Genomic DNA, 25,980 nt, shown 5'->3' on the forward strand with positions numbered 1-25,980 from the left:
TTCATCAAGTACTCCAAATACGGGAGGACCCGAAGTCATGGCCAAGTCCACCAGCCTGGAAGTAGAGCAAAAATTCGACGCTGACGCTTCAACCCCGCTCCCGGAGCTCCACGGGATCGACGGCGTCGCCAAGGTGGGCGAACCGGCCGTCCACCAGCTGGAAGCGGTCTATTTCGATACCCAGGATTTGGCATTGGCCGCGCGGAGGATCACCCTGCGCAGACGAACCGGCGGACCGGACGCCGGATGGCACCTCAAGGTACCGCACAGCCCAGGCAAACGCACCGAAATCCACGCCCCGCTCGGCCAACCTGAGACCGTGCCCGCAGAACTTACTGCGCGGATCCTCGCTTACACCCGGGGTCATGCCGTCTCCGCGGTAGCAACGCTCACTACCGAACGCACCAGCTACCCGCTCTACCAATCCAACGGCGAACGCATCGCCGAGTTCGTCGACGACCACGTGCAGGCGCTGGTTTCGCTCGGTGGCGGCCACGCCCACAGCTGGCGGGAATGGGAAGTGGAACTGGCCCCCGGCGACGAAGATGACGCTGCTGGCGAGGCGTTCCTTGACGCCGCGTCGGCGCTCCTGGCCAAAACCGGGGCGCATCCCAGCGAACGCACGTCCAAGCTGGCCACGGCCTTCGGAGACTTGTGGCCAAAAGCCAGGGGGACCGGCCGTGAGATTCCCCAACGCAAGGGTCCTGCGGTGATTCCCGTGCTGAACTACCTGGACCAGCAAGTCGCCAAGCTGCTCCTGATGGACTCACATGTTCGCTTGGAACGCGAAGACTCCGTCCACCAGATGCGATCGGTAACCCGGCGCATCCGTTCAGTACTCCACAGCTACCGCAAACTGTTCAAGTCCTATCCCGTGACAGAGCTCGAACTGGGGCTGCAATCCCTGGCCAAGACGCTGGGGCGCTACCGTGATGCGGAAGTGCTGCACGAGCGGTTCCGGAAGTCCTTGGACGAACTGCCCGGAAAACTGGTACTCGGTCCGTTGAAAGACGATCTCGACGAGCGAATGAAGGTTCGGAAAGACACCTCGCTCGCCGCCATCCACTCCCGCCTGAACAGCCCCCGCTACTTCCGCCTCCTCGATGAACTCGAGGCCTTCCTGGACGCGCCTCCGGTGGCCCCATCGGTGACTCCCGGAGCGAGGAAGGCCACGCGGAAACTCGTCAATAAAGCGGTCAAGCGCCTGGCCAAACGCCACGACGCAGCGGTGGCTGCCGCCGTCGGACCTTCGCGTGACAAGGCTTTCCACGATGTCCGGAAGGCGGCCAAGAAGCTGCGTTTTGCAGCGGCGGCCGTCGAGAGCGTCCACGGCAAGCGTGCGGCGAAGCTGTCCGACGCCGCCCACGCCGTGCAGGGAATCCTCGGCGAGCACCAGGACAGTGCCGTGGCCCGCGCGGAACTCCTCAAACTGGGTTCGGCAGCGGGCGCGGGCAGGGAGGCGTTCACTTATGGGCTGCTTCACGAGGCCGAGCGGGCGTTGGCCGAGGCCTCTGAAAAGGAATACCTGAGCAGCGGAAAGAAAGCCCGCAAACTCCGGCTCAAGAAATAGCAGTTAACTCTAGAAATAGCAGTTAAAAGGGAAGTGCCCCCGGAGAATGTCCCGGGGGCACAAACCCTTAGGTACGGCCTATTTCTTCAGGAAGCCCAGCAAAGCCTCGTTGATCTCCGCGCCGTGGGTCCAAAGGAGCCCGTGCGGGGCGCCCTCGATTTCCAGGTACTCGGCGCTGGGCAGGGCATCCTTGAAACGGCGGCCCGTGACATCGATCGGCAGGATGTTGTCCGCGGTTCCATGGACGATCAGGGCCGGAACATCGATCTTGGGGATGTCCGACCGGAAATCCGTGAGCCACGTCGGCTGCGCCGCAACGGACGCGAACGCGCCGGAGCCTGCTGCGAGATTCCAGCTGGCATCCACCGACTCCTGGCTGAGGCGCTGGGTCCCAAGGAAGGTATCCGTGTTGTAGAAGTTCTTGAAAAACTCGGTAAAGAACGCATAGCGGTCCGCCTTGACGCCCGCGGCCAAACCGTCGAAGACGTCCTGGGGAACGCCGTCCGGGTTGTCGTCCGTCTTCAGGAGGAACGGCTCCAGCGAGCCAAGGAACACTGCCTTCGCCACGCGTGCCGAGCCGTACGTGCTGATGTACCGGGCAACCTCGCCGGTGCCCATGGAGAAGCCCACCAGGACGGCGTCGTTCAGGTCCAGGGTTTCCAGGACGGTCTTGAGGTCCGCAGCGAACGTATCGTAGTCGTAGCCAACGGTGGGCTTGCTGGACTTGCCGAAGCCACGGCGGTCATAGGTGACCACGCGGTAGCCTGCGTCCAGGAGGGCCGCGGTCTGCTTCTCCCAGGAGGAGCCATCCAGCGGGTAGCCGTGGATCAGGACCACTGCCTGTCCCGACCCGTGATCCTCGTAATAGAGCTCAATCTCAGTGCTGTTTTCGTTTCCGACGGTGATGTAAGCCAAGACTTCGGTCCCTTCATAGCGGTTCTGGGGTGGAACCATTCCAGCCTACTGAATTCCCCCTAGTTGCCCACAGCAACCAGACGTAAACTGGCCTTCGGTTCACACCCTTGAAGCTCGGAGACCCCATGCTGTGGAAGGTTCTGGTTCGATTTCTGCGGCCCCACCAGAGGCTGCTGATCGCCGTCGTCGTTTTTCAACTCGCGCAGTCAATCGCGTCGCTCTATCTGCCGACGCTCAACGCGGACATCATCGACAACGGCGTGGCCGTGGGGGACACCGACTACATCCTGCGCCTGGGCGGTCTCATGCTCCTGATCACCCTCCTGCAGATCGCGTGTGCCGTGGTCGCCGTGTATTTCGGTGCCAAAGCCGCCATGGGCATGGGCCGCGACGTCCGCGATGCGATCTTCAGCCGTGTGGGTGAATTCTCGGAGCAGGAAGTCACCCGGTTCGGCGCAGCGTCGCTGATCACCCGTTCCACCAACGACGTCCAACAGGTCCAGCAACTGGTGTTGATGTCCTGCACACTGATGGTCGCCGCGCCGATGCTGAGCATTGGCGGCGTAATCATGGCCGTGCGACAGGACGCCCAGTTGTCGTGGCTGATCGCCGTGTGCGTGCCGGTGCTGCTGGTCTGTGTCGGCTTGATCGTGACCCGCATGGTGCCCTTGTTCCGGAAGATGCAGATCCGGATCGACGCCGTAAACCGCGTCCTCCGCGAACAACTCACCGGCATCCGCGTGGTTCGGGCGTTCGTGCGGGAGGACATGGAGTCGGCCCGGTTCGGCAAAGCGAACGACGACGTCACGGACGTTGCGCTGCGGGCAGGCCGCTTGATGGCACTGATGTTCCCTGTGGTCATGTTGGTGATGAACGTTTCCAGCGTGGCGGTGATCTGGTTCGGTTCCTTCAGGATCGAGGACGGGTCCATGCAGGTGGGCACCTTGATCGCGTTCCTGAGCTACCTCATGCAGATCCTCATGTCCGTGATGATGGCGACTTTCATGGCCGTCATGATCCCGCGCGCTTCCGTCTCGGCCGACCGCATCGGCGAGGTGCTGGATACCGACTCAAGTGTCCAGCCGCCGTCGAACCCGGTTTCCCTCACCGGCCGCCGCAGCGGCCAGCTTGAAATGCACGACGTCGGATTCGCCTACCCGGGTGCCGAGCAAGCGGTTCTCAGCGGGGTGTCCTTCACGGCGCTGGCAGGGCAGACGACGGCGATCATCGGTAGCACCGGCGCTGGAAAGACGACTTTGGTGAACCTGATGCCGAGGCTTTTCGACGCGACTTCCGGTTCCGTGCGCATGGACGGCGTGGACATCCGCGAACTGCACCCTGACCTGCTGTGGGGGCACATCGGCCTGGTGCCGCAAAAGCCGTACCTCTTCTCGGGAACTGTCCGCAGCAACCTGCTGTACGGCAAACCTGACGCCACGGAGGACGAGCTCTGGCAGGCTCTCTCGGTGGCGCAGGCCCGTGATTTCGTTGAGCAGATGGAGGGCGGACTCGACGCTCCCATTTCGCAGGGCGGAACCAACGTTTCCGGGGGCCAGAGGCAGCGGCTCGCAATCGCCCGGGCCCTGGTGAAGCGGCCGGAGCTCTACATCTTTGACGACTCGTTCTCTTCCTTGGACACCGCCACCGACGCCCGGCTCCGCCAAGCCCTCAAGAGCCACACCAATGGCGCCACGCTGGTGATCATCGCCCAGCGCGTCTCCAGCATCGCGGACGCGGACCAGATCCTGGTGCTCGACGACGGCAGGATCGTTGGCCAGGGCACACACGACGAGCTCTTGGAGACTTCCGAAACCTACCGGGAGATCGTGTCCTCCCAGCTCGCAGCGGAGGAGGCAGCATGAGCACCATGACCCGTGGTCCGCAGCGGCCGGCGATGGGCCCCGGAAGGGGTGGACCTTTCGCCGGAATGAATGTGCCCGCCGAGAAGGCCTCCAACTTTGGGGCCTCCGCCCGGCGCCTGCTGGCCACTTTGCGTCCGGAACGGCTGTGGTTGGCGCTGGTGGTTGCGTTCGCAGTGGCGAGCGTGGCCCTGAACGTCATCGGCCCGCGGCTCCTTGGTGAAGGCACCAACCTGATCTTCGCCGGCGTCGTATCCAAGCAATTGCCCGCGGGCGTCACCAAAGAGCAGGTGATCGCGGGGTTGCGGGCCTCAGGCGAGGGCGCCAAGGCGGACATGTTGAACGCCATGACCCTCACGCCCGGCGTCGGCATCGACTTCGGCGCGCTGTCCTCGGTGCTGCTCTGGGCGCTCGCGCTGTATGTCCTGGCCGCGGCGTTCGGCTGGATGCAGGCCTACGTACTGAACGGCGTCGTGCAGCGGACCGTCTACCGGCTCCGGGAGCGGATAGAAGCCAAGATCCACCGCTTGCCGCTGAAGTACTTCGACTCCATCCAACGCGGTGAGCTCCTCAGCCGGGTCACGAACGACGTGGACAACATTTCCCAAAGCCTCCAGCAATCCATCAGTCAAGTAGTGTCCTCGCTCCTGACGGTGCTGGGTGTCCTGGTGATGATGTTCATCCTTTCGCCGTTGCTGGCACTCATCGCGCTGGTGACCATCCCCATGACGCTCGGCATCACGGTGTTGATCGCCAAACGGTCGCAGAAGCTCTTCGTCGCCCAATGGAAGAACACCGGCGAACTCAATGGACACATCGAAGAGACCTACACCGGGCACGCGCTGGTGAAGGTGTTCGGACGGCAGAACGAGGTGCAGGAACGCTTCCGTGCCAAGAACTCCGAGCTGTACCAGGCCAGCTTCGGGGCCCAGTTCGTCAGTGGCCTCATCATGCCTGCCATGACCTTCATTGGAAACCTCGTCTATGTGGGCATCGCAGTGGTGGGTGGCCTGCAGGTGGCGTCCGGGGCAATGCAGCTCGGCGACGTGCAGGCGTTCATCCAGTACTCCCGCCAGTTCACCATGCCCCTTGCGCAGCTCGGATCCATGGCCAACATGCTGCAATCCGGGGTTGCCTCCGCCGAGCGGGTGTTCGACCTGCTGGATGAGGACGAAGAGTCGCCGGAACCTGTTGGCTCCAGCTCGGGTCCGGGTCCGGGCCGGCTCGTGTTCGAGAACGTCTCCTTCAGCTACTCACCGGACAAGCCACTCATCAAGGACCTCGACTTGGTGGCCGAGCCCGGCCAAAGCATCGCCATTGTTGGCCCGACGGGTGCGGGCAAAACCACCCTGGTGAACCTCATGATGCGGTTCTACGAGCTCGACGGCGGCCGGATCACCCTGGACGGCACGGACATCGCCACCATGTCACGGCAAGAACTGCGCTCGCGGATGGGCATGGTCCTGCAGGACACGTGGCTCTTCGGTGGGACCATCAGGGACAACATTGCTTACGGGCGTCCTTCGGCATCGGAAGCCGAAATTATGGAGGCCGCACAAGCCACCTACGTTGACCGCTTCGTGCGCTCCCTGCCCGAGGGTTACGACACCGTGCTGGACGACGAGGGAAGCAATGTTTCGGCGGGGGAGAAGCAACTGCTCACCATTGCCCGGGCGTTCCTGTCCCGTCCTTCGGTGTTGATCTTGGACGAAGCAACCAGCTCGGTGGATACCCGGACAGAGGTCCTGGTGCAGAAAGCCATGAATGCCCTGCGCTCCGACCGCACCAGCTTTGTAATCGCCCACCGGCTCTCCACCATCCGGGACGCAGACCTCATCCTGGTGATGGAAGCCGGGCAGATCGTGGAACAGGGGACGCACTCCGAACTCCTGGCCACCGGTGGGGCGTACTCCCGCCTGTACGAGGCCCAGTTCGCGGCGCCGGCAGCGGAAGTGTGAGGGTTTTCGGCGGCGGGGGCGTGCCTTCACCACCCACTTTGAGCTTGGCGGGGGCCGAGTTCAACTGACTTAGGGTGAATCCCGGGCTTCCGCAGCTGAAAGTGGGTCGTGGCGCTACACCTTAATGGCGGGGCGTTACCCTTCCGGGATGAGCGCCGCCTCTTGATCATCCGAGGCTACGAGTGGATGCTCGAACAGGTGATTATCTGATGTTTATCAGATAAAATCCCACCATGACTACAACCGCCACCTTCACGCAGCTGCTGCGCGAACCGAAGGAAGTCCTTTCTCACATTGACGAGGGGGATATCGTCGTGACGCGACGCGGCAAAGAGGACTTGATAGTTTCCAAAGCAAGCGATCACCGCAACGACCGTCACGGTCTGCAGTTGGCCTCCGCCCTCATCGCCGCCTCCCTCGGCGAAGGTGACTTCGTCCAACGGCTCCACGTGCCTTTTCCATGGCTGACGTTCCTCACCCGGGCTGAGCAGGATGAGTTCGCTTCCGAGGTCGTGGAGGTAGCCCGGGGCTGCGCTGCGGTGGGGTTCTTCGGGCGGCTCGGGGTAGTGATTTCGGCGTGGGAAGCCACGGCGGCGGCCGTAGCTGAGGGGATCCCGGTTGGCAGTGCGGACCTGATCTATTTGGATCGGCCTGTCATTCTCGAGGGGCCGTAGCTTGGCGAAGAGAACGGACGGCGTCCCCAGGCCGTCCAAGAGCACTGACTTCGTCCTGCAATTCATTACCCGTGAGGCAGAGAAGGGTTGGCAGGATGCCAAAGCAACCGCTCGTAATAGCCTCGCCGAGGCATGGGAGTACCTCACGACGAATCCAGGCCTTGAACAGCCAGGGTTGTGCTACATACTGCGCGGTGGTTTCCGGAGCCTGACATACCAAGGTCTGGAGCATGACCGCTATCAGTACAAGTTCTCCCACGGTGGCCGCATCTGGTATGCCGTGATCCCGCCGGCCAAGAAGGGTAAAGGTCAGGGGTCCGTGCTCATTGAACGCGTGGAAACGGGGCATACAAACGAGACCGAGCCTGGCCGCAACTTCCGCTGATCTTGCAGCCTCCAACGGGGCGTTCCTTCACCACCCATTTTGAGCTTGGCGGCGGCCGGGTTCAACTGACTTAGGTTGAATCCCGGGCTTCCGCAGCTGAAAGTAGGTCGTGGCGGCACGCGCCTTGGGATCACGGCAGCCTTGAGGGCCTCAGCACCGTGGCCTCCCCGGCCCGCGATGGCTCCAAAGGGACGGGGCTGACCAAAACAGCGGGCCCGCGGTGCAATAGTCCACCCGAGACCACCTGGCACCTCACCCCACCCCGTCCGCGCATGGCCTTGTGGGCGCCGGGAGCCAGCATCTGGTCCATCCAGGCGCAGGGATGTGCAGGGCGTCCTGCCTTCAAAACCACGGAATCGCCCCCGGACTCGAGCGAGAATTCGTGCCCCAACAACGGCGCAAGCTCGACGCCACGGATCACCACGTTTCGGCGGGTCAGCAGTGGATTGAAGGGTCCGGCACCGAGTTCGGCAGCGATCGACTCAAGGGCTTCGACGGCGAACACCGTCACCGCTGCGTCCATGTGCGCGGCCTTGCCGAAGAACCGGTCACCGACGATTCCCTTTCCCGTAACCAACTCCGCGGTTGCGGCATCCGTGGTGGGAACGTCGGCAGCTCCTTCCCGCGCCCGGCCAAAGTAGGCGTGGGCGGGCGAGACCAAAAGGTGCAGCACCTCGACGTCGTACCTGTACTCAGCGGTCATCCCTCAACGCTAGCTGTCCCGCGGCGGCTCGCACAGGTTAAGCGCCCACGGCAAGCGAACGACGGCGGCCGCCGGCACCGTCGTCGGCCTCCTTGGGTGCCGCGAAACTAGGCGGCGAGCTGGCCGCAGATGTCCTCGATGAGTACGTCAGGGGCAAGGTTGAAGTCGGCAAGTACGTGCTCTTCGTCGACGGCCAGGGGTTCCAGCGTGCTGAGCTGCGAGTCGAGGAGGCTGCTTGGCATGAATTCGTGATCGCGGGCGTTCATCCGGGCCAGGAGGGTTTCGCGGTCGCCGTGCAGGTGGACGAACACAACGTTGGGAACATGCGCGCGAAGCAATTCGCGGTAGCTGCGCTTCAGTGCCGAGCAGGCGATGATCGACGGGGTGCCACCAGCCACCGCCGCATGGAGTGTCCGGCCGATTTCTTCGAGCCAAGGCTTCCGGTCGGAGTCGTCCAAGGGGATGCCTGCGCCCATCTTGGCTTTGTTCGCTGCGGGGTGGAGGTCGTCGCCGTCCTGGAAGGGCATGCCGAGCCGTTCGCCCAGGAGTGAGCCGATGGTCGACTTTCCGCATCCGGAGACGCCCATGACAACGAGGGGTGGGAGGGAAGTGGAGCTCATGTGGAAGGTCCTTCCGGTCGCGCCATTGCGGTCGGGCATGGCAAAAAATCATACTTGAGAAAAGATTCGCAGATGCTCCGGTAGGAGGTCAAGGGTTTCTTGTGATGTGGACACCCTTGACGCACACGCTCGGTCCCAGGAGGAGGCGGCGGGCGCAGGGTTGACTCTGAGCTTCCCGCAGATCCCCGGACCGCATTCGGAGGCCTTCGGTGAGGCCTAGGAAATCCATGAGAAATCTTAAACAAATGAGAAAACTTTCTTGCTTTTGTGTAAGCCCGGACATACGCTTAAAGCATCAGATTTCCCCGAGTTTCCAAGCAAACTCCCCAATCCCCGGAGGCATGTGATGCGTCGCATCGTTGGAGAACACTCAGTCGGACACACGCACCGGTGCCGGTACGTCGCCGGCACCGGAAGCCACTGCCCGGTCAGCGGCGTGTGGGCTCCCGTAGGCCAGATGGGCCCGGGCCTTCAAGTGCTGGAGGGCAGCATCATGCCCACGCACGGCAACCAGGCAGTTGTTTGGCACCTGGTCCAGGGCCTCACGCACCGTGACCTACGTAGCTGAAGCCAGGCCCCGCCGTCGTATTTCAGCCGGGGCGCGCCGGCACAGTCCGTTGGAGTCGCGCCTCCTGGCGTCCAGGGTGTCCCGTGCCCGCATCGACAGCCATGTGCGGATGCTCCTGAACCGCCGGAATGAGGCTATTGCCGCGGCGCTGGCTGACAAGGTTTCCCTGGCCGCCGTTTCGGCCGTCGTGGGTATCCGGGCAACGGACGTCAAGCGGCTTGGTGGCGCATACCAGGACCTCCACTTTTCAGGGGCCCAGCAGGAGTGGCATCTTTCGGTGCTTGCGGCGATCGTCCGGCAGCTTGAGGGCGCCATGGAAGACAAAGAGCGCAGCGTGGAAAGACTCCGCAGCGATGTCCTGGAAGGTCTGGAGACCGGACGCTTGGATGTCTTCCGGATCGCAGCGTTGACATCGCTCCCGGCGGAACGGATCCGCGAACTGATCAGGCCAGTCGCCTCATAGATATGGAAAAAGCCGGACCTGAGGGTTCGGCTTTTCAGTTGTCGACCTGCCCGCGGTCATCGCTCCAACCAGCCAGCGCGCCCTTAAGGGCCGCAATCAGCCGTGCGGTGGCCTGGTCCTTTGTCAGCCCCACGGTGTTGATGAGGTCCAAAATTTCGCGGGGGTCGAACAGGATGTTCCACAGGAACATGGCCTCGTCACCGATCGCCGGTAGCCCCAGTTCCTCGCACGCCTCGCGCAGCGGACGCTCAAGCGCATCGGCTTGCACGGTCAGGTAGAACGCGCCGGAGCGCAAGCGGGCCAAGTAGCCCTCGCCCGAACGCGTGTACAGCATGGCGCCGCCATGGCGAATGACGAGGTCCACCCATTTGCGGCTCACCATGGTCAAAAGTTCGACGCCGGAGGCCTCCTGCTGCTTGAGGCTGTAGTCGCGCAGCTTCTCGCCAACGCCGAAACGGTACTCGGCCAGGATGTCTTCCACTGACGCGAAGTGCCGGTAGGCGGTGGCGGTGGAGATTTCGGCGTGTTTGGCCACATCGGTCATGCTGATGGCGCCGCGGCGGGACGCGAAAAGCTGGCCAGCTGCTTTGACCAGTTGTCTGCGGTTGCGCTGTGTATCACTACGCATTGATGGGCACCCTTTCGTCACCTCAAGCTTAGGTCCTGGAAGTGGACCACCCTGTCAGGGCGGCCGTGAAGGTCCTGACTAATCGGGCGGAGGCCTGCTCGGCCGTGAGATCCAGGCTGTGGAGGAGATCGTTGATTTCGCGGGGGTCGAAGAAGCCGTTCCAGAGGAAGAGGGCCTCGTCCCCGGGGTGTTCAATGCCGAGTTCCCGGCAGGCTTCCCTAAGGGGCTTCGCGAGTGCGTCGGCCTGGACCGTCAGGTAATACGCGCCCGCCTTGACGCGGGCAAGGTAGCCCTCGGCGGATCGCGTGTGGATCATGGATTGGCCGTGCTGGACCACCAGGTGCACCCACTTGGTGCACACGGCCTTGAGCAGCTCCAGTCCCTGTGCTTCCTGGTCCCGGGTGAACTCTAGAAGCTCCCGGCCCACTTCGAAGCGGTAGGCGGCGAGCGCGTCGTCCACCGATGCGAAGTGCCGGTAGGCAGTGGCCGTTGAGATGCCCGCTTCCGCGGCCACCTCGGACATGGTAGCCGAACGGCCGGCTCCGAAGAGCCGGCCGGCCGCGTCCACCAAAAGCATCCGGTTCCGCTGCATGTCTACACGCAGCCCAGCCGGTGGATCGAGAACTGTCACGGGGTCTGCTTCAGTGCGGCGAGGCCCGCCGCGATGCGTTGGACGCCCTTGGAAATGGCATCGGCGCTTGCCGCGTAGGACAGCCGCAAGTGGTGTTCGCCGTTGCGGCCGAATTCGCTGCCGGGACGGACCGCGACACCGAAGTCGCGGAGGTGTGCCACCATCTGGGCTGCGGGGATATCGACGTCGTACTTGGGGAAGAGGTAGAAAGCGCCCTCGGGGGAGCTGACCGTGAGGCCGGGGACCTTGCTCAGCCCTTCAAACATGAGCTCGCGGCGTTCCGCGTAGGACGCGTGCATGCGTTCGATGTCCGGGCCGCAGGTCTTCAATGCGGTCAACGCGGCCAACTGCACGGCCGTGTTCATGGAACCGTTGAAGGTGTTGTGCACGCGGGCAGCCGAGGCGATCACCTCGGAGGGACCCCACAGGTAGCCCACGCGCCAGCCGGTCATGGCGTAGCTCTTGGAGAACGTCTGGCAGTAGATGGTCCTACCGGCAAGTGCAGGGATCTCCAGTGCAGACGTGAACGGCTCCGGGGTGTAGACAAGGTCGCCGTAGGCCTCATCGGAGAGGACCAGGGTGTCCGTGCCAGCCACCATGTCGGCAAGTGCCTCGAGTTCGGCGCGGGAGTGCACGATGCCCGTGGGGTTGGACGGGTTGCAGAAAACGAACATCTTGGCGTCCTCAAGGGCCGTTGCCAAGGCGTCGAGGTCCCAGTGCAGGTCCTCCGCCAGAGGCACGGGCACGATCGTGCCGCCGGCCATGCTGACCAGGTCCGCGTAGAGCGAATACGTGGGATCCGGGATGACCACCTTGTCGCCCGGGTTCACGATTCCCAGAATGGCCGCGGACAAGCCGGCCGTGCCGCCCTGGGTGATGAGCACGTCGCCGGAGCTGGCCACCTCGCCGAGGAGTTGGCCGATACGGGCAGCCAGCTCCTCGCGAAGCACCAGCTCGCCGAGCAACGGCGAGTAGTGGGTGTGCCCCTCTTCCAAGGCGCGGGCAGCTGCGGCGCGAACCTGTTCGGGGGTGTCGAAGTCCGGTTCGCCCATGGCAAGCGAGACGAGGTCGCCCTTCGACTGCGGCTGCTGGACGCGCAAGGAGGTGCGCTGCACCCGCTGTACGGCCTCGGAAGGCTGGAAGGTTGCGACGGCGGTGGATGGTTCGAGGGTCATGGCAATCCTGCTTCGGCTGGTTGGGAGGGAAGTCTGAGGGGGGGGTGCTACTGCTGGGGGAGGTCTTCTGCCGGTGCGCCCGCCCAGCGGCTGATTTCGATGTCCCCGGAGGTATCGCGCTGCACTGTCGGGGCGATCACCAGTTCCTGGACCACTGTGCGTTGCGGCAGCGTGGCGACGAGGTGGATGGCGCGGGCCACGTCCTCCGGCTGGACCATGGCTTCGCGTTCCTCGGCCTTGGGCGGCCGGGCCCGGTTGTCCAGGATGGGTGTTGCCGTTTCGCCGGGGAGGATGGTGATTGCGCGTAGGCCTTCGTTGCGGAACGTGTTGTGAAGGTAGGTCATGAAGTTCCGAACTGCGGCCTTCGCGGCACCGTAGGCGGCGCCGCCCAGCAGGTTCGGGTTGACGGCTGCGAGCGAGGACACCGTGATGATGGTGCCGGTGTTGCGGGCCAGCATCCCGGGGAGGACGGCCTGGGTCAGCAGGTAGACGGCATTGAGGTTGACGTCCAGGACGCTGTTCCACTCCTCCTGGCTGATCCACCGGACGTTGAGGACCTTGCTCGCGCTGCCCGCGTTGTTCACCAGGATGTCCACGGGTCCGAGGGTTTCGGAAACCCACGCCACCAAGGCATCGACGTCGTCCTTGGACGCGATGTCCGCGGCCCGCGGGTGGACGCTGCCGCCGTCGGACGCAATTTCCGAGGCGACCTCCTCCAAGACGGAAAGCCGACGGCCTACCAGCACCACGTGCGCGCCTTCGGCTGCGAGCAGTTCTGCAGTGGACCGGCCCATGCCCGTTCCTGCGCCGGTGATGACGGCGACTTTGCCTTCAAGAAGTCCCATGGTTCCGTTCCTCTAAATGGTGGACAGTGGTGAGATAGCTGTCACATATGCGAAAAGTTTCTCATTTGCGACGGGTGATGGTCAAGTATCGCGAACCCGGTGAGCGCTCAGGCCGCTGCCCCAATAGTCGTCGGGCGGGAGTGATGCGGCAGGTCCAGGGCGGAGAACAGGCTCTGTACCCGCGATTCCAGCACGCCCAGCAGACGTTGCGCCTCGTGGTAATCCGCGACGGCCTGGTACTGGTCCACCCAACGGAACGTCATGCGTTGCCCCGGACGCGCCTGCCCCAACATGGGCAAGGAGGCTTTGGTGGCAAAAGCAACAATGGGATAGCCGGCGGTCAGTGTCCGGTAGCGGCCGAGGATAATGAGCTCGTCGCCGTGCGGGATCTCGAAGGCTCCGATCGGCACGCCGTGCGAGACGATTTCGCCCAGTCCTTCCGGGTGGACCACCGGACCGTCCAAACGCAGCCCCACATGGTTGGACTTGGCCGTGACCGTGTACTCGCGGGAGGCAAGGAGTTCGCGGATTCCCAACGCTGCGTCTGTTTCCGGGCCTTCAACAATGTCGATGGTCCACAGCGGGTGCTCAAAGGAGGGGATCGGAACCGGAAGCCGGAACAAAGGTTGCGTCAAGTAGGGGTGTTGGAACCCCGAGTAGGACGTCCGGAGTTCCAGGTGCTGGCCCGCCGCGATCTGCTGCGGGAAGCCCATCCTCGCCTCGGGAGCGGCGCTGCCCATGAAGTGATCGGTGACCAGGGCCCCACTGAAAGCCAGGTAATTCCGCATTCCGCCGCGGGTGTTCGCAATCACCACGCGCCCCTTGGCCGGAACGCAGACAGGCTCCCAGAGGGGGACTTTGCTGCCGTTGACAGTGACATCGGCGGGGGCGCCCGTTACGGAAATGAGGAGCGGTTTGGATGTGGTGAAAGAGAACCGGCCACCCATGAGTTCCAGCATGGTGGCGGACCGGTCATTGCCCACCAGGATGTTGGCGACGGCGGCCGAATGCTGGTCGGCCGCTCCGCCGCAGGGGACGCCAAGGGCTTCCGATTGTTCACGCCCCAGGTCCTGGAACGTAGCGAGCCACGCGGTCTCACGGACCTTCACGGTAACGCTGCGCTCAGCCGCCATCAGAGATCCCCTTCGATCGAGTACGAACCGGTCGTGAGGAATTGGCCTTCCAAGCGTTCCCATTCCGACTCCGGGACAACCTTGAACCGAACGGTGTCTCCCGGTGTGTAGGAGGTGGGGGGATCTTCCCGGATATCGCAGATGGTCAGGGGAGTGCGCCCAATGACCTTCCAGCCGGTTGGCCCGGGGAAAGGTTGGATGATGGCATTCGTTCCCGCCACCATCACCGAGCCCGGGTCCACGTTGGTACGCGGCTCCTTGCAGCGGCTGACCTGGCCAGGAAACCGCACGCGGCCCATCATCGGGGCCATGGCCGAGGCCAGGAGAGTGATGTGCAGCACCGAGGCCTCGAGATGGGCAAGGACGGCCTCCTGGCTGATGCCCAATTCGGCGGCAACATCCGGCAGGTCCGGGGCGAATGCCTCGTTGACCACCAGCGGAATCACAAAGTGCTTGCCATCGGTGTGCCCGGCGCCCTCCTGGAACCGGCCGGAAGCCGCCAGCCGGATGGTTTGCGCCAGCTGGGCGTGCCCCACCGCGAGGCAGTCGAACTCCACCAGGATGGAATCGACGCCGGCCACCACATCCTGCAATCCATGGGGCCGCACCTCAAGGAGGATTTCACGGAGCCTGCGGCTACCTGCCTGCCGTTCCTCGACAGTTCCGGACGCAACGCTGACCATCAGCGCGGAATCGCCAAAGGGAACGGCCTTGATGTCCGGCAACTGTCCGGGCTCTGGGTGCGTGCTCATGGGTCCTTGGGTTTTGTCGATGGGTGGGTCAGACGGCAGCCAGCTTGGCCTTCTCGGCCAGGACTTCCTGCAGCCCGGTGGCCTTGACGCCGGCCTTGTCCAGGGCTGCGCGTAGCGCCGTGCCGTTCTCCAGGACCTGCGGGTGGTCGCCATGGAGAAGCACGACGTCGGCATCGTGGCCGAGCGGGACAACCTTGCCGGTGACGGCGCGGACGGTGCCCTCGGTGACCACCTGGACAACCCGGCGGCCGATCTCCTCGGGGTCGTGGAGCAGTGCGCCTTCGGTGTTGCGGGACACCGGCATGCCGTCCTCGCCGTAGCCGCGGTCGGCCAGGAACACGTAGCCAACCTCGAGGCCGCGCTGGCGCGACTCATCGGCGAGCAGGCCGTTCTGGCAGATCACGATGTAGGAGGGATCGTAGGCCTTGATGGCATCGGTGATGGCCCGGGCGTGCTTTGCGTCGGTCTGGGCGATGCTGCCCATGCGGCCGTGCGGGGCGACGTGGCTGATCTTTCCGCCATGGATGCGGGCAAAGGCATCCAGTGCGCCGATCTGGTAGAGCACGTCGGTGCGGATTTCCTCTTCGCTGGCCTCGATCAAGCGGCGGCCAAATCCAACCAGGTCCGGGTAGCCGGGGTGCGCGCCGAGCTCGATGCCGCGCTCGACGCAGGCCTTGACCGTGGCGTCCATGACGCGCGGGTCACCCGCGTGGAAACCGCAGGCAATGTTGGAGGCAGTGACCAGGCCCAGCAGGGCGTCGTCGTCGCCAATCGTGTAGTTTCCGTAGCTTTCGCCGAGGTCTGCGACGACGGCGACTGAGTTGATGCCCAAGGTGACTCCCAATGGTTTTCGTTGTGGTGCTTCATGGTCCAACGACGGCGGCCTGGCAGCAATGGCGGCAGGCCGCCGTCGTACGGGTTTTGTTAGTGGGTGGCCAGCGGCTGTCCCTTGGTTTCCTTCAGGAAGTAGACGGAAACCAAGGTGATGATTGCCGTGCCGATCGAGGCGTACGCCGGAACCATGCTGTTTCCAGTGGCCTTGATGATTTCCGTCATGATCAGCGGCGCACTGCCACCGAAGATGATGGTGCTCAGGCTGAAGCCGATGCTGTAAGCGCTGTAGCGGACGGTGGTGGGGAACATTTCCGTCAGGACCGTGTGGACAACAGCTGCGTGGCCGGAGAACGCGATGGCCATGACCACGGTTGCGATGCAGGCCATGAGCATGTTGCCCGTGGTGATCATCGCGAACATCGGGTAGGACACCACTGCCATCAGCACAGCCGAGAGCGCGAGTGCCGGCTTGCGGCCGATCTTGTCGGAGAGGCGGGCCATGAGCGGGATGGCGATGATGATGGCCACCAGGCTGAACGCGGTAACGGTCAAGGCCTGCAGCATGCTGAAGTTGTTGCCCGAACCAAGCTGCGTCTTCAGGTACGTGGGCATGTAGGCGAAGAGCAGGTAATAGCCGGGGCCGTTCAGTGCCGGAAGGAAGATGGTCAGCGCGATCGCCTTGAGGTGGCGCTTGGACGTAAAGACTGCGCGCAGCGGGTTGCGCTCAACCTGGTTGCGCTCGCGGAGGGCCTCGAAATGCGGGGTGTCTTCCATCTTGGAGCGGATGTAGTAGCCCACGTAGCCCAGTGGCACGGCGAACAGGAACGGGAGGCGCCAGGCCCAGGATTCCATGGTGGAGTCGCCCAGGGTGGTAATCAGGACCGCCGAGAATCCGCTGCCGAACAGCAGCGCGCAGAAGGAACCCACGGCGATGAAGCTCATGGAGTAGTTGCGGTGCTTGTTGTGGGCGTATTCACCCACGAACGCCATGGCGCCGGCCACTTCGCCACCTGCGGAGAAGCCCTGCAGGATGCGGAGGAGGATCAGGAGGGCAGGTGCCGCCCAGCCAATCACCGAGGAAGACGGGATAAGGCCGATGCACGCGGTTGCCCCGGAGATCAGGAGCAGGAGCATGGACAGCAGGTTCTTGCGGCCGAGTTTGTCGCCAAGGTAGCCGCAGATCACGCTGCCGAACGGGCGGGCCAGGAAGCTGACCAGGAAGCCCACGTTGGTAAGCAGCAGGGACCCGATGTCCTTGGAACCCATGATGTTGATGGCAAGGTACGTGGTCAGGAGCCCGTAAATGCCGTAGTCGTACCACTCCACGAAGGAGCCCATGGTGCCGGCGATAGTAGCCTTGCGCACCATCTTGCCGTCAGCCGTGACGACCTTTACTTGTGCGGTGTTCAGTTCCACTGATTCCGTCGATGAACTAGACATTGGTGGTTCTCTCAGTTTAGGTCCCGCTGTTGGGGAGGGGAGAAGGGGGTTAGCTGTATTCGCGGGTAATCTCGGCGGTCATTTCGGCCTCGTGGACCGCGACAGCCTTGACCAGCTCCAGGATTTCCGCGGCGCGGGCCTGGGGGATGATGACGACGCCGTCATCGTCTGCGGCGACGATGTCACCGGCGGAGCAAACAATGCCGCCGATGGCCACCGGTTCGCCGATGACGCCGGGGCCGTTCTTGAACGGGCCAGCGGGGGTGGTGCCACGTGCGAACACCGGGAACTTGATCTCGGTGATGGTGGCGCGGTCACGGATGTAGCCGTCGATGACTGCGCCGGTGGCGCCGGCGGCCTCGAAGCGCTGGGAAAGCTGTTCGCCCACGAGTGCGCGGTGCTCGTGGCCGAAGCCGTTGATCACCACCACATCGCCTGGCTCGATGTAGTTGAGGGATTCGATGACTGCGGCATTGTCGCCCGCAGCGCCCAGAACAGTGACTGCCGAGCCGACGCATTTGGCGCCTGCCCAGACGGGGTTGATGTTGCCGTCCACCAGGCCGAGGCGTTCCATGGCATCGCCAATGTTGGCCACCGGGAAAGCTTCGAAAGCGCGGACCAGTTCCCGCGGCGGCCGGGTCCACTGTGCCTTGCGGACTGTGAGCTCGAGTGTCGTTGCCATGTGTTCCACCTTTGGGTTGGTCCGGGTTTGGATGAGTTGGATGTCTTGAGACGCCAATCACATATGAGAAAAGTTTCGCGTTTTTTCCCCACCCCGTCAAGCCCCCGATGTTTCCGGCCTGTAAAACCTCGGCGTGGCGCAGGTCTCTTGTGGGGGAACTCACAAAAAAGCGTTGACTTCATTTCGGCAATGTGTGAATCTCTTCTCATTCGCGAAAGTTATCGCACTTCAATCCTTTGGGTAACACCGGCTGGGTTCGTTCGCATCCGCCCCGCTACGGCTTCCCGAAGGCGACCAGGAGGTTCACCCCTTATGCAAGGACGTTCCACGTTCATGGCCACCGCGGCTGCAGCAACCGCCGCCGCGTTCCTCTTGACCGGTTGCACCACCGGAGGCCAGGCATCGGCAGGCGGAAGCACAGGCGGTGCCATGTCCACTGACACCATCAGGACTGCCCTCAATTCCGACCCCACCACGTTCAATGCAGCCAAGGCGAACGCCAAGGATGACTACGAGGTTGCCCGGTTTTTGTTCGACACCGTGGTCCGGCGGGATGCTGACGGCAAGTTCATCGGCGGCCTGGCCACTGAATGGAAATCCACGGCCACGAACGCCACGTTGACCATCCGCAAGGACGCCACCTGCGCCGACGGCACCGCCATTACGCCCACCATCGTGGCCAAATCGCTCAGCTACTTCGCCGACCCCGCCACCAAGAACAACTTCGGCAAGCTCGTCTTCGGCCCGGGCCAGCCCACCATCACGGGCGACGACGCCGCAGGCACCGTGGACATCAAGCTCGCCCAGCCGTGGTCCGAGCTCATCGGCGGACTCACCCTGGCCCAGACCGGCATCATCTGCCCGGCCGGACTCGCCGACCTCGATGGCCTGGCGAAAGGCGCCGTCAAGGGTGCCTTCTCCGGCCCTTATACCCTCACCAAGGCCAGCCACGGAGTCAGCTACGACATGACGCTGCGCGAGGACTACAAAGCCTGGCCCCAATACTCCAAGCCCTTGGAAGGCACCCCTGCCAAGACGGTCCGCTTCTTCCCGGGCGTGAACAAGACCACCGTGGCCAACCAGCTCCTCACCGGCGAAATGGACGTCTCGGACATCGCCCCCGCAGACGTCCAGCGCTTCGAAGGCAACAAGGACTACACCGTCACTTCGGTGCCCTTCGCCGGCATCTTCCTTCTCTTCAACCAGCGCGAAGGCAGCCCGTTCACTGATCCCGCCCTCCGCAAAGCCGTAGCCCAACTCATGAACCAGCAGGCCTTCAACGCCGCCGCCTACGCAGGCAAGGGCATCACCTACAACTCGATCGTTGCTCCGACCGTGCCGTGCGTTCTCCCCGACAATTCCAGCTTGACCAAGGAAGACGCGGCCGCGGCCAAGGCAGTGCTCGCCGGAAAGACCTTCAAGATGGTGGGCACCACCAGCATTGGACCGAACGGCGCAGGCAGCACCTACGTCCAGGAAGCACTTCGCGCGGCCGGTGCCACGGTGGAACTCCAACTCGTGGACAACGGAACCTGGGCCACCATGACCCAGACCAAGCCCGAGACCTGGGACCTGACCGTCCAAGGTGACGCCAACTTTGTTGGAACCGTGGCAGCCTCGCTGACCCGCATCGCCGGCGTTCCCACGGAAAAGGGCGGCCGCAACATCGGTGGCGGCGAAAACGCGGACATCCTCGCAGAGATCGCCACCGCCCAGTCCGCCACGGACCAGGCAGCCCGTTGCGACGCCTACACCAAGGCCCAAAAGAGCATCCTCAGCGACAACGACATTGTTCCGTTCGTCGGTGAGCCGCAGATCGTCGCGCAGCGCTCAGGATTCTCCATCCAGGCGCCGTCCGGAATTGTCGACTACGCCACCATGCGCATCACCAAGTAAGCAAAGGCTTCACGATGACTGAACCAACCATGCTCTCCAAGGAAGTGCAGATCCTTGAGAGCCAAACCCCGGGGGCCGCCAAGGGCCCCCGGGGCCGGGCCCTGAACCTCTCGCCCTGGGCCGATTACGCCCTTCGCCGCGCCGGCGGCGTCCTCCTCTCCGTAGCCCTGCTCGTCGTCGTGACCTTCTTCATGGTTCCGCTCATTCCGGGCGACCCGGCAGTGGCAGTGGCCGGAGCGGACGCCACCACCGAACAGATCGAAGCCATCCGCAACAGCCTGGGCCTCAACGATCCCCTCTACCTCCAATTCATCCACTACGTGGGTGGACTCTTCACCGGCGACCTCGGCGAATCGTTCGCCTACAGCACCTCTGTCTCGCAGATCATCGCAACCAAGCTGCCCTTCACCGCGGAGCTCGCACTGCTGGGCATCGTCCTGGTGCTGGTGGTCTCCGTTCCGGCCGGCATGATCGTGGGCATCATGACCCGCGGCGGACGGAAGAAATGGCTGGACGTCTCCTTCGGGATGCTGACGGGTTTCTTCCAGGCCGTTCCGCAGTACGTCGTCTCCACCATGCTGGTGGTGGTCTTCGCCATCATGCTCAAGGTCCTTCCCGCAGCCGGTGCAGCATCGTTGAGTGCGCTGATCCTGCCCGTGGTTGGCCTCTCGATCGCGCCGATCTGCTCCATTGCGCGCGTGGTGCGCCGCGAGACCGCCACCGTCCTGGAACAGGACTACCTGCGGACCGGGCGTGGGTGGCGCCTGCCCGCCCTGCGGCTCTACGCCCGCCACGCCCTGCCCAACCTCCTGACCACCGCGCTCACGCTCGCCGGACTCATCCTGGCTGGCATGCTCGGCGGCGCCATCATCGTGGAAAACGTCTTCAACTGGCCCGGCCTGGGACGCGAGATCGTCACCGCAATCGTGAACAAGGACTACCCCGTCATCCAAGGCATCATCCTGGTGCTCGGTTTCCTGGCCATCGTCCTCAACCTGCTGGTGGACGTCATCCTCGGCCTCATCGACCCCCGTACGCTCGGAGGAAAATCCAATGGCTGAGACAGCCCGTCCCCGCCGCAGGTTCCGTTGGACCACCGGCTTGATTGTGGGCATCGTCATGATGTCCGCCATGGTGCTCACGGCATTCATCGCGCCCATGTTCCTCACGGAAGCGGCGGAAAAGCTGACCCCGCAGGCGTCCCAGGGACCCAGCGCCGAGCACTGGCTCGGCACCGACGATTTCGGTCGCGACGTCCTGGCCCGTTCCCTCGTCGCTGCCAGGCTCACGCTGCTCATGACGGCGGCAACCACGGCGATTGCCGTCGTCGCCGGTATTGCGATCGGTACCGCCGTGTGGCTCGCGCCGCGCCGCATCCGCACCGCCGTCCTGCGCGTCATTGAGGCGGCCGTCGCCTATCCGAGCCTCATCTTTTCGCTCTTGATCGCCGCGATCCTGGGGCAGGGAACGTGGTCCGCCGTGCTGGCCATCTCCATCGCCAGCATTCCGGCCTTTGCCCGGCTCACGGCGAACATGGCGGCGTCCATCTCGCAACGCAACTACGTGTCCACGGCACGTTTGCTGGGTGTCTCCGGCCCACACATCATTACCCGGCACCTGCTGCCCAACATGGTCGAACCGCTCCTGGTCCTCACCGCAACGGTGTTCGCCACCACGCTGATCGACCTGTCCAGCCTGTCCTTCATCGGCCTCGGCGTCCAGAACCCGGAGTACGACTTTGGCCGGCTCCTCAACGAGGCCCTGGTCAACATCTACTCCCAGCCGCTGCAGGCCGTGATGCCGTCCATCATGATCACCATCACCGGGCTCTCCGCGATGCTCATCGGTGACGGCCTCGCTGCCGCCACCGACCCCCGAGGTGGCCGCAAGTTCGGCAGCCTCCGCAAGGCATCCGAGGTTCCCGCCTCCCTGCGGGCCGACGCCGAAGCGCTGGTTGAGGTGGACAACCTCACTGTCACCACGCCGTCGGGTGTTCCTTTGGTGAAGGGTGTTTCGCTCAGTATCCACGCGGGAGAAGTGGTGGGCCTCGTGGGCGAGTCCGGCTCCGGAAAGTCGCTGACCGCCATGTCCATCGCTGGATTGCTGCCGGAGGAGCTCGGCGTCAACGCAAAGACCATGCGATTGGGTGAGCTGAACCTGCTGAAGAAGAACAACCCGCGGGAGCTGGCCACGTCTATCGGGCTGGTGTATCAGGACCCCGGAACCAGCTTCAATCCGGCCCTCCGCATCGGCTCGCAGCTGACCGAAGTGAGCCGCGTGCACCTGGGCCAGGCCCGGCAGACCGCCTTCGGACGCATGGTCAAGGCACTGGCAGACATCCGCATCACCCAGCCGGAGAAGCGGATGAAGCAGCATCCCCACGAGTTGTCCGGCGGCATGCTGCAGCGGGCCATGATTGCTTCCACGCTGGTCACCGATCCCCGGCTCATCATCGCGGACGAGCCCACCACCGCATTGGACGTGACCGTGCAGGCTGACGTGCTCCGGCAGTTCCGCACCATCAACCGCGAAATGGGGACCGCGATGCTGTTCATTTCCCACGACATCGGTGTGGTCCAGGCGCTCTGCGACAAGGTCATCGTCATGAACGGCGGCAAGATCCTGGAACGGCTCACCGGAGAGGAACTCGCGGCCGGAAAGGTCAAGCACCCTTACACCAAGGCACTGCTCGCTGCGACGCCGTCCATCGCCGAACGCAGGGCAGAACTGGTCACCGTCAAGGCCACGGACTTTGCCATGGACGAGGTTTTCGACGATTCCGCTGCGCCAGCGGCGGGAAACGGCAGCGCCAAGGAGGCCGCGAAATGAGCGCAGTTCTTGAGTTGGACGATGTCCGGGTGACGTTTGGCTCCGGCCGATCCGCCGCCACCGTGCTGAAAGGCGTCAATGCCAGCATCCGGGCAGGGAGGACCCTGGGCATCGTGGGCGAATCCGGATCCGGAAAGTCCACCATGGCCAAGGCGATCGTGGGACTCGTGAAGCCCAGCAGCGGCGTGATCTCGTTTGATGGAAGGGACGTCGCCCGGATGTCCGGGGCCGAGCGACGCCGCATGCGTCGGATGGTCCAAATGGTCCCGCAGGATCCGTATTCATCCCTGAATCCCCGGCGGACCATCGGCCAGACCCTCGCCGAGGCCATTGATCCGCTGCGGTCCAATCCACGGGAACATCAGGAGAAGATCTCCTACTGGCTCTCCACCATTCGCCTCGACCCCGAGGTTGCGGAGCGCTACCCGCACGAGTTCTCCGGCGGCCAGCGGCAGCGCATCGCCATTGCCCGGGCCCTGGCCGTGCAGCCCAAGCTCATCATTGCCGACGAGATCACCTCCGCACTGGACCTCTCCGTCCAGGCAGAAATCCTGAATCTCATCGGCAGGCTCCGGAAGGAACTGGACCTGACCATGGCCTTCATCTCGCACGACCTCGATGTGGTGCACCACGTCAGCGACGAGATCCTGGTCCTGTTCCACGGCGAGGTGGTTGAGTCCGGGGACGTGGATTCCGTATACGGCAATCCGCAACACCCTTACACCCGCCGGTTGATCGATTCGGTGCCTGGCGGTCCGGGTTTCGACATCGGTCCCCGGAAGGTTGCCGCTGTGTGACTTTGCTTGCTCTTGATGGGTGGCCGGGCCGCAGCAAAGTTACAGTGTCACGGTGAACTTTGCTGCGGCCGCCGACGGTACCGAACTCGCCTGGACCGAATCAGGCGCTGGCGACCCGCTGCTGCTGATCGCCGGCCAGGCCACTGCCATGGACGGTTGGGGTCCGACGGCGGAGCTGCTGTCCCGCTCTTACCGCGTCATCCGCTTCGATCACCGGGGAATCGGGAGAAGTGGCCGTGGGGAGGCCGGGCGATACACGACGCGTTTGCTGGCCGCGGATGCTGTTGCCGTCCTTGACGCCGCAGGGGTTTCTTCAGCGCACGTGTACGGGCACTCCATGGGTGGGCGGGTAGGGCAGTGGCTGGCCATTGATTTCCCGTCCCGGGTGCGTACTTTGATTCTTGCCGCCGCGAGCGGCGGGCGTTCGGCGGATCCGGCCGTGCGGGCTTCACCTGAAGCGATGGAAGCGCTTGTCAGCGGTGATTTGACCAAGCTGACTCCGCTGTTCTTTGATGCGGCGTGGGCGGGCGACCACCCGGAAGACGTGCGTACCTTCTTTGCGTCCAAGGCTTCGGCATGGGCCAAATCCCGGCACTTCCTGGCCAGCCGAGAGCATGACGCGTGGAATTCTTTGCGCTCCATCGGGGCCCCGACGCTGATCCTGCACGGCACTGAAGACCCACTCACCCCGCTGCCCAACGCCGTCCTGCTCCGGCAACACATCCCCGGCTCGGTGCTGGTCCGCGTTCCGGGCGCGGGGCACGGCCTTCACTTGGACCACCCGGAAACAACCGACTGGATCCGGGAGTTCATTGCGAGGAAAAGCGGGTAGCGGACTCTCCCGTTTCGTTTATTTCGTTTATCGAATAGAGTGGGTCCATCCGAAGGTTTAGTACGGAGGGAGCCGAGATGACTGCTATGCCTGCAACACCGGCGTATCCGCATGGAAGCGATGCTGATATGGCTCGTGAAGCCCTGAAAATCCTCAGGCGTGCCGTTGAGGCGCATCCCGACCCGCGGCAGCCGATCGAAATGACGGTCGCGGATGGTGGGCATCTTGAGATGCCCGGGCCAGCTGCTGAATTGATGATTCGGATCCTTGGGAAAATGGCAGCCGGACAGGGTGTCACGGTCATCCCAACGAATGCTGAACTCACAACCCAGCAAGCCGCAGATCTGCTGAACGTATCGCGGCCTTACTTGGTTGGACTTCTCGAATCGGGTCAGATTGACTACCGCAAAGTCGGCACGCACCGTCGCGTCATGGCCGAGTCGCTTTACGACTACAAGCGTCGAACATCGGTGGCCCAAAAAGATGCAGCCGACGAGCTATCTGTCCTTGGTCAGGAAATGGGGTTCATCTAGGTGGTCTTCACGGTCATCTACGATGCCAATGTTCTCTATCCCAGCGCGCTGCGGGATTTATTGGTGCGAGTAGCCCAGAGTGGAATGATTCAAGCACGCTGGACGGAAGCCATTCTGGACGAGACTTTTCGAAACTTGAAGGCCAATCGGCCGGATCTGGATAGCTCGAAACTCGATCGCACTCGCAAGCTGATGTGCGCCGCCGTTCCAGACTGTCTCGTGACTAACTACGAAGCGCTGGAGCAGGTATTTGCGGCATTGCCTGATGCCGACGATGCCCACGTGATGGCGGCTGCATTGAAAGCGCAAGCGCAGGTCATCGTGACAAAGAACCTACGGCACTTCCCGTCGGAGCTTCTTGCACCTTGGGGCATCGAAGCCAAGCATCCGGATGACTTCCTCATGGACCAGTTCTACCTGGACGCTGTGGAGATTCACCTTGCGGTGAGGAATATGTCTGAGTTGTTCCGTAACCCGCCCATGAATGTCGATGACGTCCTCAATAGGCTTGAGAATGAGGGTTTGCCTCAAATTTCAGCGGCCTTACGGCGCTGAGTGGCCAGTGAGGAACTCCACCAGCGCATCCACGATGGGCAGTTGGCCCTTCACGAGCTTGGTCCTGGCTGTGGCCTCGTCGATCCACTGTGCATCGTCGATCTCCGGGAATTCCTTGATGGAGCCGGATCCCTTGGGCCATTCCATGGGGAAGGTGTTGCTGACCACCTCGGAAGGCTGAAAGGACGGGGCCTCAGCGGTGTAGGCGGTGATCAGCTTTCCCGAGGGCTGCTTGAACACCCCGAGCAAGTGGTAATCAACGGGCGGCGGAGCTGTTCCGATTTCCTCGGTGAACTCGCGTCGGGCCGCTGCCAGGGCGTCCTCGTCCTCAGGAAATTCGCCCTTGGGGATGGACCAAGCATGTTGGTCTTTGCGTGCCCAGAATGGGCCGCCCATATGGGCAATCCAGAGTTCCAGCACACCTGCCGGGGAGTGTCGGTAGAGGAGAATTCCTGCGCTTCGAATGCTGATTTGCCCTCCCGGAGGCTACGCGGACAGACAAAGCCAACGTTACCCCAGGCAACGGCTTCGTTATCCAATTGATGGCGTAACGATGAAATTGGTTTACCGGTCGTCTTCCCGAAGGGCTCCGTCTCCCTGATAATCATCGGACATGACGTTACTTGTGGGGGGAACGTCATTGCGGCCTCCGGTGATTGTCGGAGGCTTTTCTGGGCGCATCAATCGGAGGCTACAGCTATGT

27 protein-coding genes are annotated in these 25,980 nt (G+C 63.4%); 13 read left to right on the forward strand and 14 right to left on the reverse strand.

Annotated elements, in window-relative coordinates; translation table 11 throughout:
- The first annotated feature begins 37 nt into the window (after nt 1–37).
- Nucleotides 38–1,570 carry a CHAD domain-containing protein gene (locus tag ACFVSJ_RS21560; protein ID WP_387439138.1) on the forward strand — a complete coding sequence of 511 codons (1,533 nt, stop codon included), beginning with the start codon at nt 38–40 and terminating at the stop codon, nt 1,568–1,570.
- A 78-nt stretch (nt 1,571–1,648) separates the two neighbouring features.
- Here ACFVSJ_RS21560 and ACFVSJ_RS21565 read toward each other — a convergent pair whose 3' ends face one another.
- The gene (locus ACFVSJ_RS21565; protein WP_387439184.1) at nt 1,649–2,485 is read right to left on the reverse strand and encodes an alpha/beta fold hydrolase; all 837 of its coding nucleotides are present in this window, start codon (nt 2,483–2,485) and stop codon (nt 1,649–1,651) included.
- Between the two features lie 125 nt (nt 2,486–2,610).
- On the opposite strand from ACFVSJ_RS21565, the gene ACFVSJ_RS21570 reads away from it, so the two are divergent.
- The 4 genes from ACFVSJ_RS21570 (at nt 2,611) to ACFVSJ_RS21585 (ending at nt 7,361) form a co-directional block, all read left to right on the forward strand.
- A complete protein-coding gene (locus tag ACFVSJ_RS21570; RefSeq protein ID WP_387439139.1) occupies nt 2,611–4,347 on the forward strand; it encodes an ABC transporter ATP-binding protein in 1,737 nt (578 codons plus the stop codon).
- Entirely contained in the window at nt 4,344–6,302 is a 1,959-nt protein-coding gene (locus ACFVSJ_RS21575; RefSeq protein ID WP_387439140.1) for an ABC transporter ATP-binding protein, read from the forward strand. Before ACFVSJ_RS21570 ends, ACFVSJ_RS21575 begins: the two co-directional genes overlap by 4 nt.
- 233 nt (nt 6,303–6,535) lie before the next feature.
- Nucleotides 6,536–6,976, forward strand: a complete 441-nt coding sequence (locus ACFVSJ_RS21580; RefSeq protein ID WP_387439141.1) for a type II toxin-antitoxin system Phd/YefM family antitoxin — start codon at nt 6,536–6,538, stop codon at nt 6,974–6,976.
- 1 nt (nt 6,977) lies between these two features.
- Nucleotides 6,978–7,361 (forward strand): hypothetical protein, encoded by a 384-nt coding sequence (locus tag ACFVSJ_RS21585; RefSeq protein WP_387439142.1) that lies wholly within the window; start codon nt 6,978–6,980, stop codon nt 7,359–7,361.
- Between the two features lie 130 nt (nt 7,362–7,491).
- Here ACFVSJ_RS21585 and ACFVSJ_RS21590 read toward each other — a convergent pair whose 3' ends face one another.
- From ACFVSJ_RS21590 to ACFVSJ_RS21600, 3 genes are all read right to left on the reverse strand, one after another.
- Nucleotides 7,492–8,064: an MOSC domain-containing protein gene (locus ACFVSJ_RS21590; protein ID WP_387439143.1), complete on the reverse strand. Its 573-nt coding sequence runs from the start codon at nt 8,062–8,064 to the stop codon at nt 7,492–7,494.
- A 107-nt stretch (nt 8,065–8,171) separates the two neighbouring features.
- The gene (locus tag ACFVSJ_RS21595) at nt 8,172–8,684 is read right to left on the reverse strand and encodes a gluconokinase (RefSeq protein WP_387439144.1); all 513 of its coding nucleotides are present in this window, start codon (nt 8,682–8,684) and stop codon (nt 8,172–8,174) included.
- A 370-nt stretch (nt 8,685–9,054) separates the two neighbouring features.
- On the reverse strand, nt 9,055–9,234 hold the full coding sequence (locus ACFVSJ_RS21600) for a hypothetical protein (protein WP_387439145.1): 180 nt from the start codon (nt 9,232–9,234) through the stop codon (nt 9,055–9,057).
- 1 nt (nt 9,235) lies between these two features.
- Here ACFVSJ_RS21600 and ACFVSJ_RS21605 point away from each other — a divergent pair, with 1 nt between their 5' ends.
- Nucleotides 9,236–9,715: a hypothetical protein gene (locus ACFVSJ_RS21605; RefSeq protein ID WP_387439146.1), complete on the forward strand. Its 480-nt coding sequence runs from the start codon at nt 9,236–9,238 to the stop codon at nt 9,713–9,715.
- Nucleotides 9,716–9,749: 34 nt separating this feature from the next.
- On the opposite strand, the gene ACFVSJ_RS21610 is transcribed toward ACFVSJ_RS21605, so the two are convergent.
- The 9 genes from ACFVSJ_RS21610 to ACFVSJ_RS21650 all read right to left on the reverse strand — a co-directional run bounded on the left by ACFVSJ_RS21610 (nt 9,750) and on the right by ACFVSJ_RS21650 (nt 17,835).
- A complete protein-coding gene (locus ACFVSJ_RS21610) occupies nt 9,750–10,343 on the reverse strand; it encodes a TetR/AcrR family transcriptional regulator (RefSeq protein WP_387439147.1) in 594 nt (197 codons plus the stop codon).
- A 28-nt stretch (nt 10,344–10,371) separates the two neighbouring features.
- Nucleotides 10,372–10,974 carry a TetR/AcrR family transcriptional regulator gene (locus ACFVSJ_RS21615; protein WP_387439148.1) on the reverse strand — a complete coding sequence of 201 codons (603 nt, stop codon included), beginning with the start codon at nt 10,972–10,974 and terminating at the stop codon, nt 10,372–10,374.
- Nucleotides 10,971–12,149 (reverse strand): pyridoxal phosphate-dependent aminotransferase, encoded by a 1,179-nt coding sequence (locus ACFVSJ_RS21620; protein WP_387439149.1) that lies wholly within the window; start codon nt 12,147–12,149, stop codon nt 10,971–10,973. Before ACFVSJ_RS21620 ends, ACFVSJ_RS21615 begins: the two co-directional genes overlap by 4 nt.
- 47 nt (nt 12,150–12,196) lie before the next feature.
- Complete coding sequence (locus ACFVSJ_RS21625; protein ID WP_387439150.1) at nt 12,197–12,994, reverse strand: SDR family oxidoreductase; 798 nt, start codon at nt 12,992–12,994, stop codon at nt 12,197–12,199.
- Nucleotides 12,995–13,101: 107 nt separating this feature from the next.
- A complete protein-coding gene (locus ACFVSJ_RS21630; RefSeq protein ID WP_387439151.1) occupies nt 13,102–14,127 on the reverse strand; it encodes a biotin-dependent carboxyltransferase family protein in 1,026 nt (341 codons plus the stop codon).
- Nucleotides 14,127–14,879: an allophanate hydrolase subunit 1 gene (locus tag ACFVSJ_RS21635; RefSeq protein WP_387439152.1), complete on the reverse strand. Its 753-nt coding sequence runs from the start codon at nt 14,877–14,879 to the stop codon at nt 14,127–14,129. The genes ACFVSJ_RS21630 and ACFVSJ_RS21635 overlap by 1 nt, the downstream gene beginning before the upstream one ends.
- Before the next feature lie 28 nt (nt 14,880–14,907).
- A complete protein-coding gene (locus ACFVSJ_RS21640) occupies nt 14,908–15,711 on the reverse strand; it encodes a LamB/YcsF family protein (RefSeq protein ID WP_387439153.1) in 804 nt (267 codons plus the stop codon).
- Between the two features lie 92 nt (nt 15,712–15,803).
- Complete coding sequence (locus ACFVSJ_RS21645; RefSeq protein WP_387439154.1) at nt 15,804–17,153, reverse strand: MFS transporter; 1,350 nt, start codon at nt 17,151–17,153, stop codon at nt 15,804–15,806.
- Nucleotides 17,154–17,202: 49 nt separating this feature from the next.
- Nucleotides 17,203–17,835, reverse strand: a complete 633-nt coding sequence (locus ACFVSJ_RS21650) for an RraA family protein (protein WP_387439155.1) — start codon at nt 17,833–17,835, stop codon at nt 17,203–17,205.
- A gap of 312 nt (nt 17,836–18,147) precedes the next feature.
- Between ACFVSJ_RS21650 and ACFVSJ_RS21655 the strand changes: the two genes are divergently transcribed.
- The 7 genes from ACFVSJ_RS21655 (at nt 18,148) to ACFVSJ_RS21685 (ending at nt 25,277) form a co-directional block, all read left to right on the forward strand.
- Complete coding sequence (locus tag ACFVSJ_RS21655; protein ID WP_387439156.1) at nt 18,148–19,731, forward strand: ABC transporter substrate-binding protein; 1,584 nt, start codon at nt 18,148–18,150, stop codon at nt 19,729–19,731.
- 14 nt (nt 19,732–19,745) lie between these two features.
- Complete coding sequence (locus tag ACFVSJ_RS21660) at nt 19,746–20,792, forward strand: ABC transporter permease (protein WP_387439157.1); 1,047 nt, start codon at nt 19,746–19,748, stop codon at nt 20,790–20,792.
- Nucleotides 20,785–22,560 (forward strand): dipeptide/oligopeptide/nickel ABC transporter permease/ATP-binding protein, encoded by a 1,776-nt coding sequence (locus ACFVSJ_RS21665; protein ID WP_387439158.1) that lies wholly within the window; start codon nt 20,785–20,787, stop codon nt 22,558–22,560. The genes ACFVSJ_RS21660 and ACFVSJ_RS21665 overlap by 8 nt, the downstream gene beginning before the upstream one ends.
- A complete protein-coding gene (locus tag ACFVSJ_RS21670) occupies nt 22,557–23,357 on the forward strand; it encodes an ABC transporter ATP-binding protein (RefSeq protein ID WP_387439159.1) in 801 nt (266 codons plus the stop codon). Before ACFVSJ_RS21665 ends, ACFVSJ_RS21670 begins: the two co-directional genes overlap by 4 nt.
- 52 nt (nt 23,358–23,409) lie before the next feature.
- Nucleotides 23,410–24,189: an alpha/beta fold hydrolase gene (locus ACFVSJ_RS21675; RefSeq protein WP_387439160.1), complete on the forward strand. Its 780-nt coding sequence runs from the start codon at nt 23,410–23,412 to the stop codon at nt 24,187–24,189.
- Between the two features lie 77 nt (nt 24,190–24,266).
- Nucleotides 24,267–24,722 (forward strand): excisionase family DNA-binding protein, encoded by a 456-nt coding sequence (locus ACFVSJ_RS21680; protein ID WP_387439161.1) that lies wholly within the window; start codon nt 24,267–24,269, stop codon nt 24,720–24,722.
- A complete protein-coding gene (locus ACFVSJ_RS21685) occupies nt 24,723–25,277 on the forward strand; it encodes a PIN domain-containing protein (protein ID WP_387439162.1) in 555 nt (184 codons plus the stop codon).
- Here ACFVSJ_RS21685 and ACFVSJ_RS21690 read toward each other — a convergent pair.
- Entirely contained in the window at nt 25,266–25,673 is a 408-nt protein-coding gene (locus ACFVSJ_RS21690; protein WP_387439163.1) for an NUDIX domain-containing protein, read from the reverse strand. The genes ACFVSJ_RS21685 and ACFVSJ_RS21690 overlap by 12 nt on opposite strands.
- Nucleotides 25,674–25,980: the final 307 nt, after the last annotated feature.

It is taken from the genome of Paenarthrobacter sp. NPDC058040 (assembly GCF_042885775.1).
Classification (GTDB): domain Bacteria; phylum Actinomycetota; class Actinomycetes; order Actinomycetales; family Micrococcaceae; genus Arthrobacter.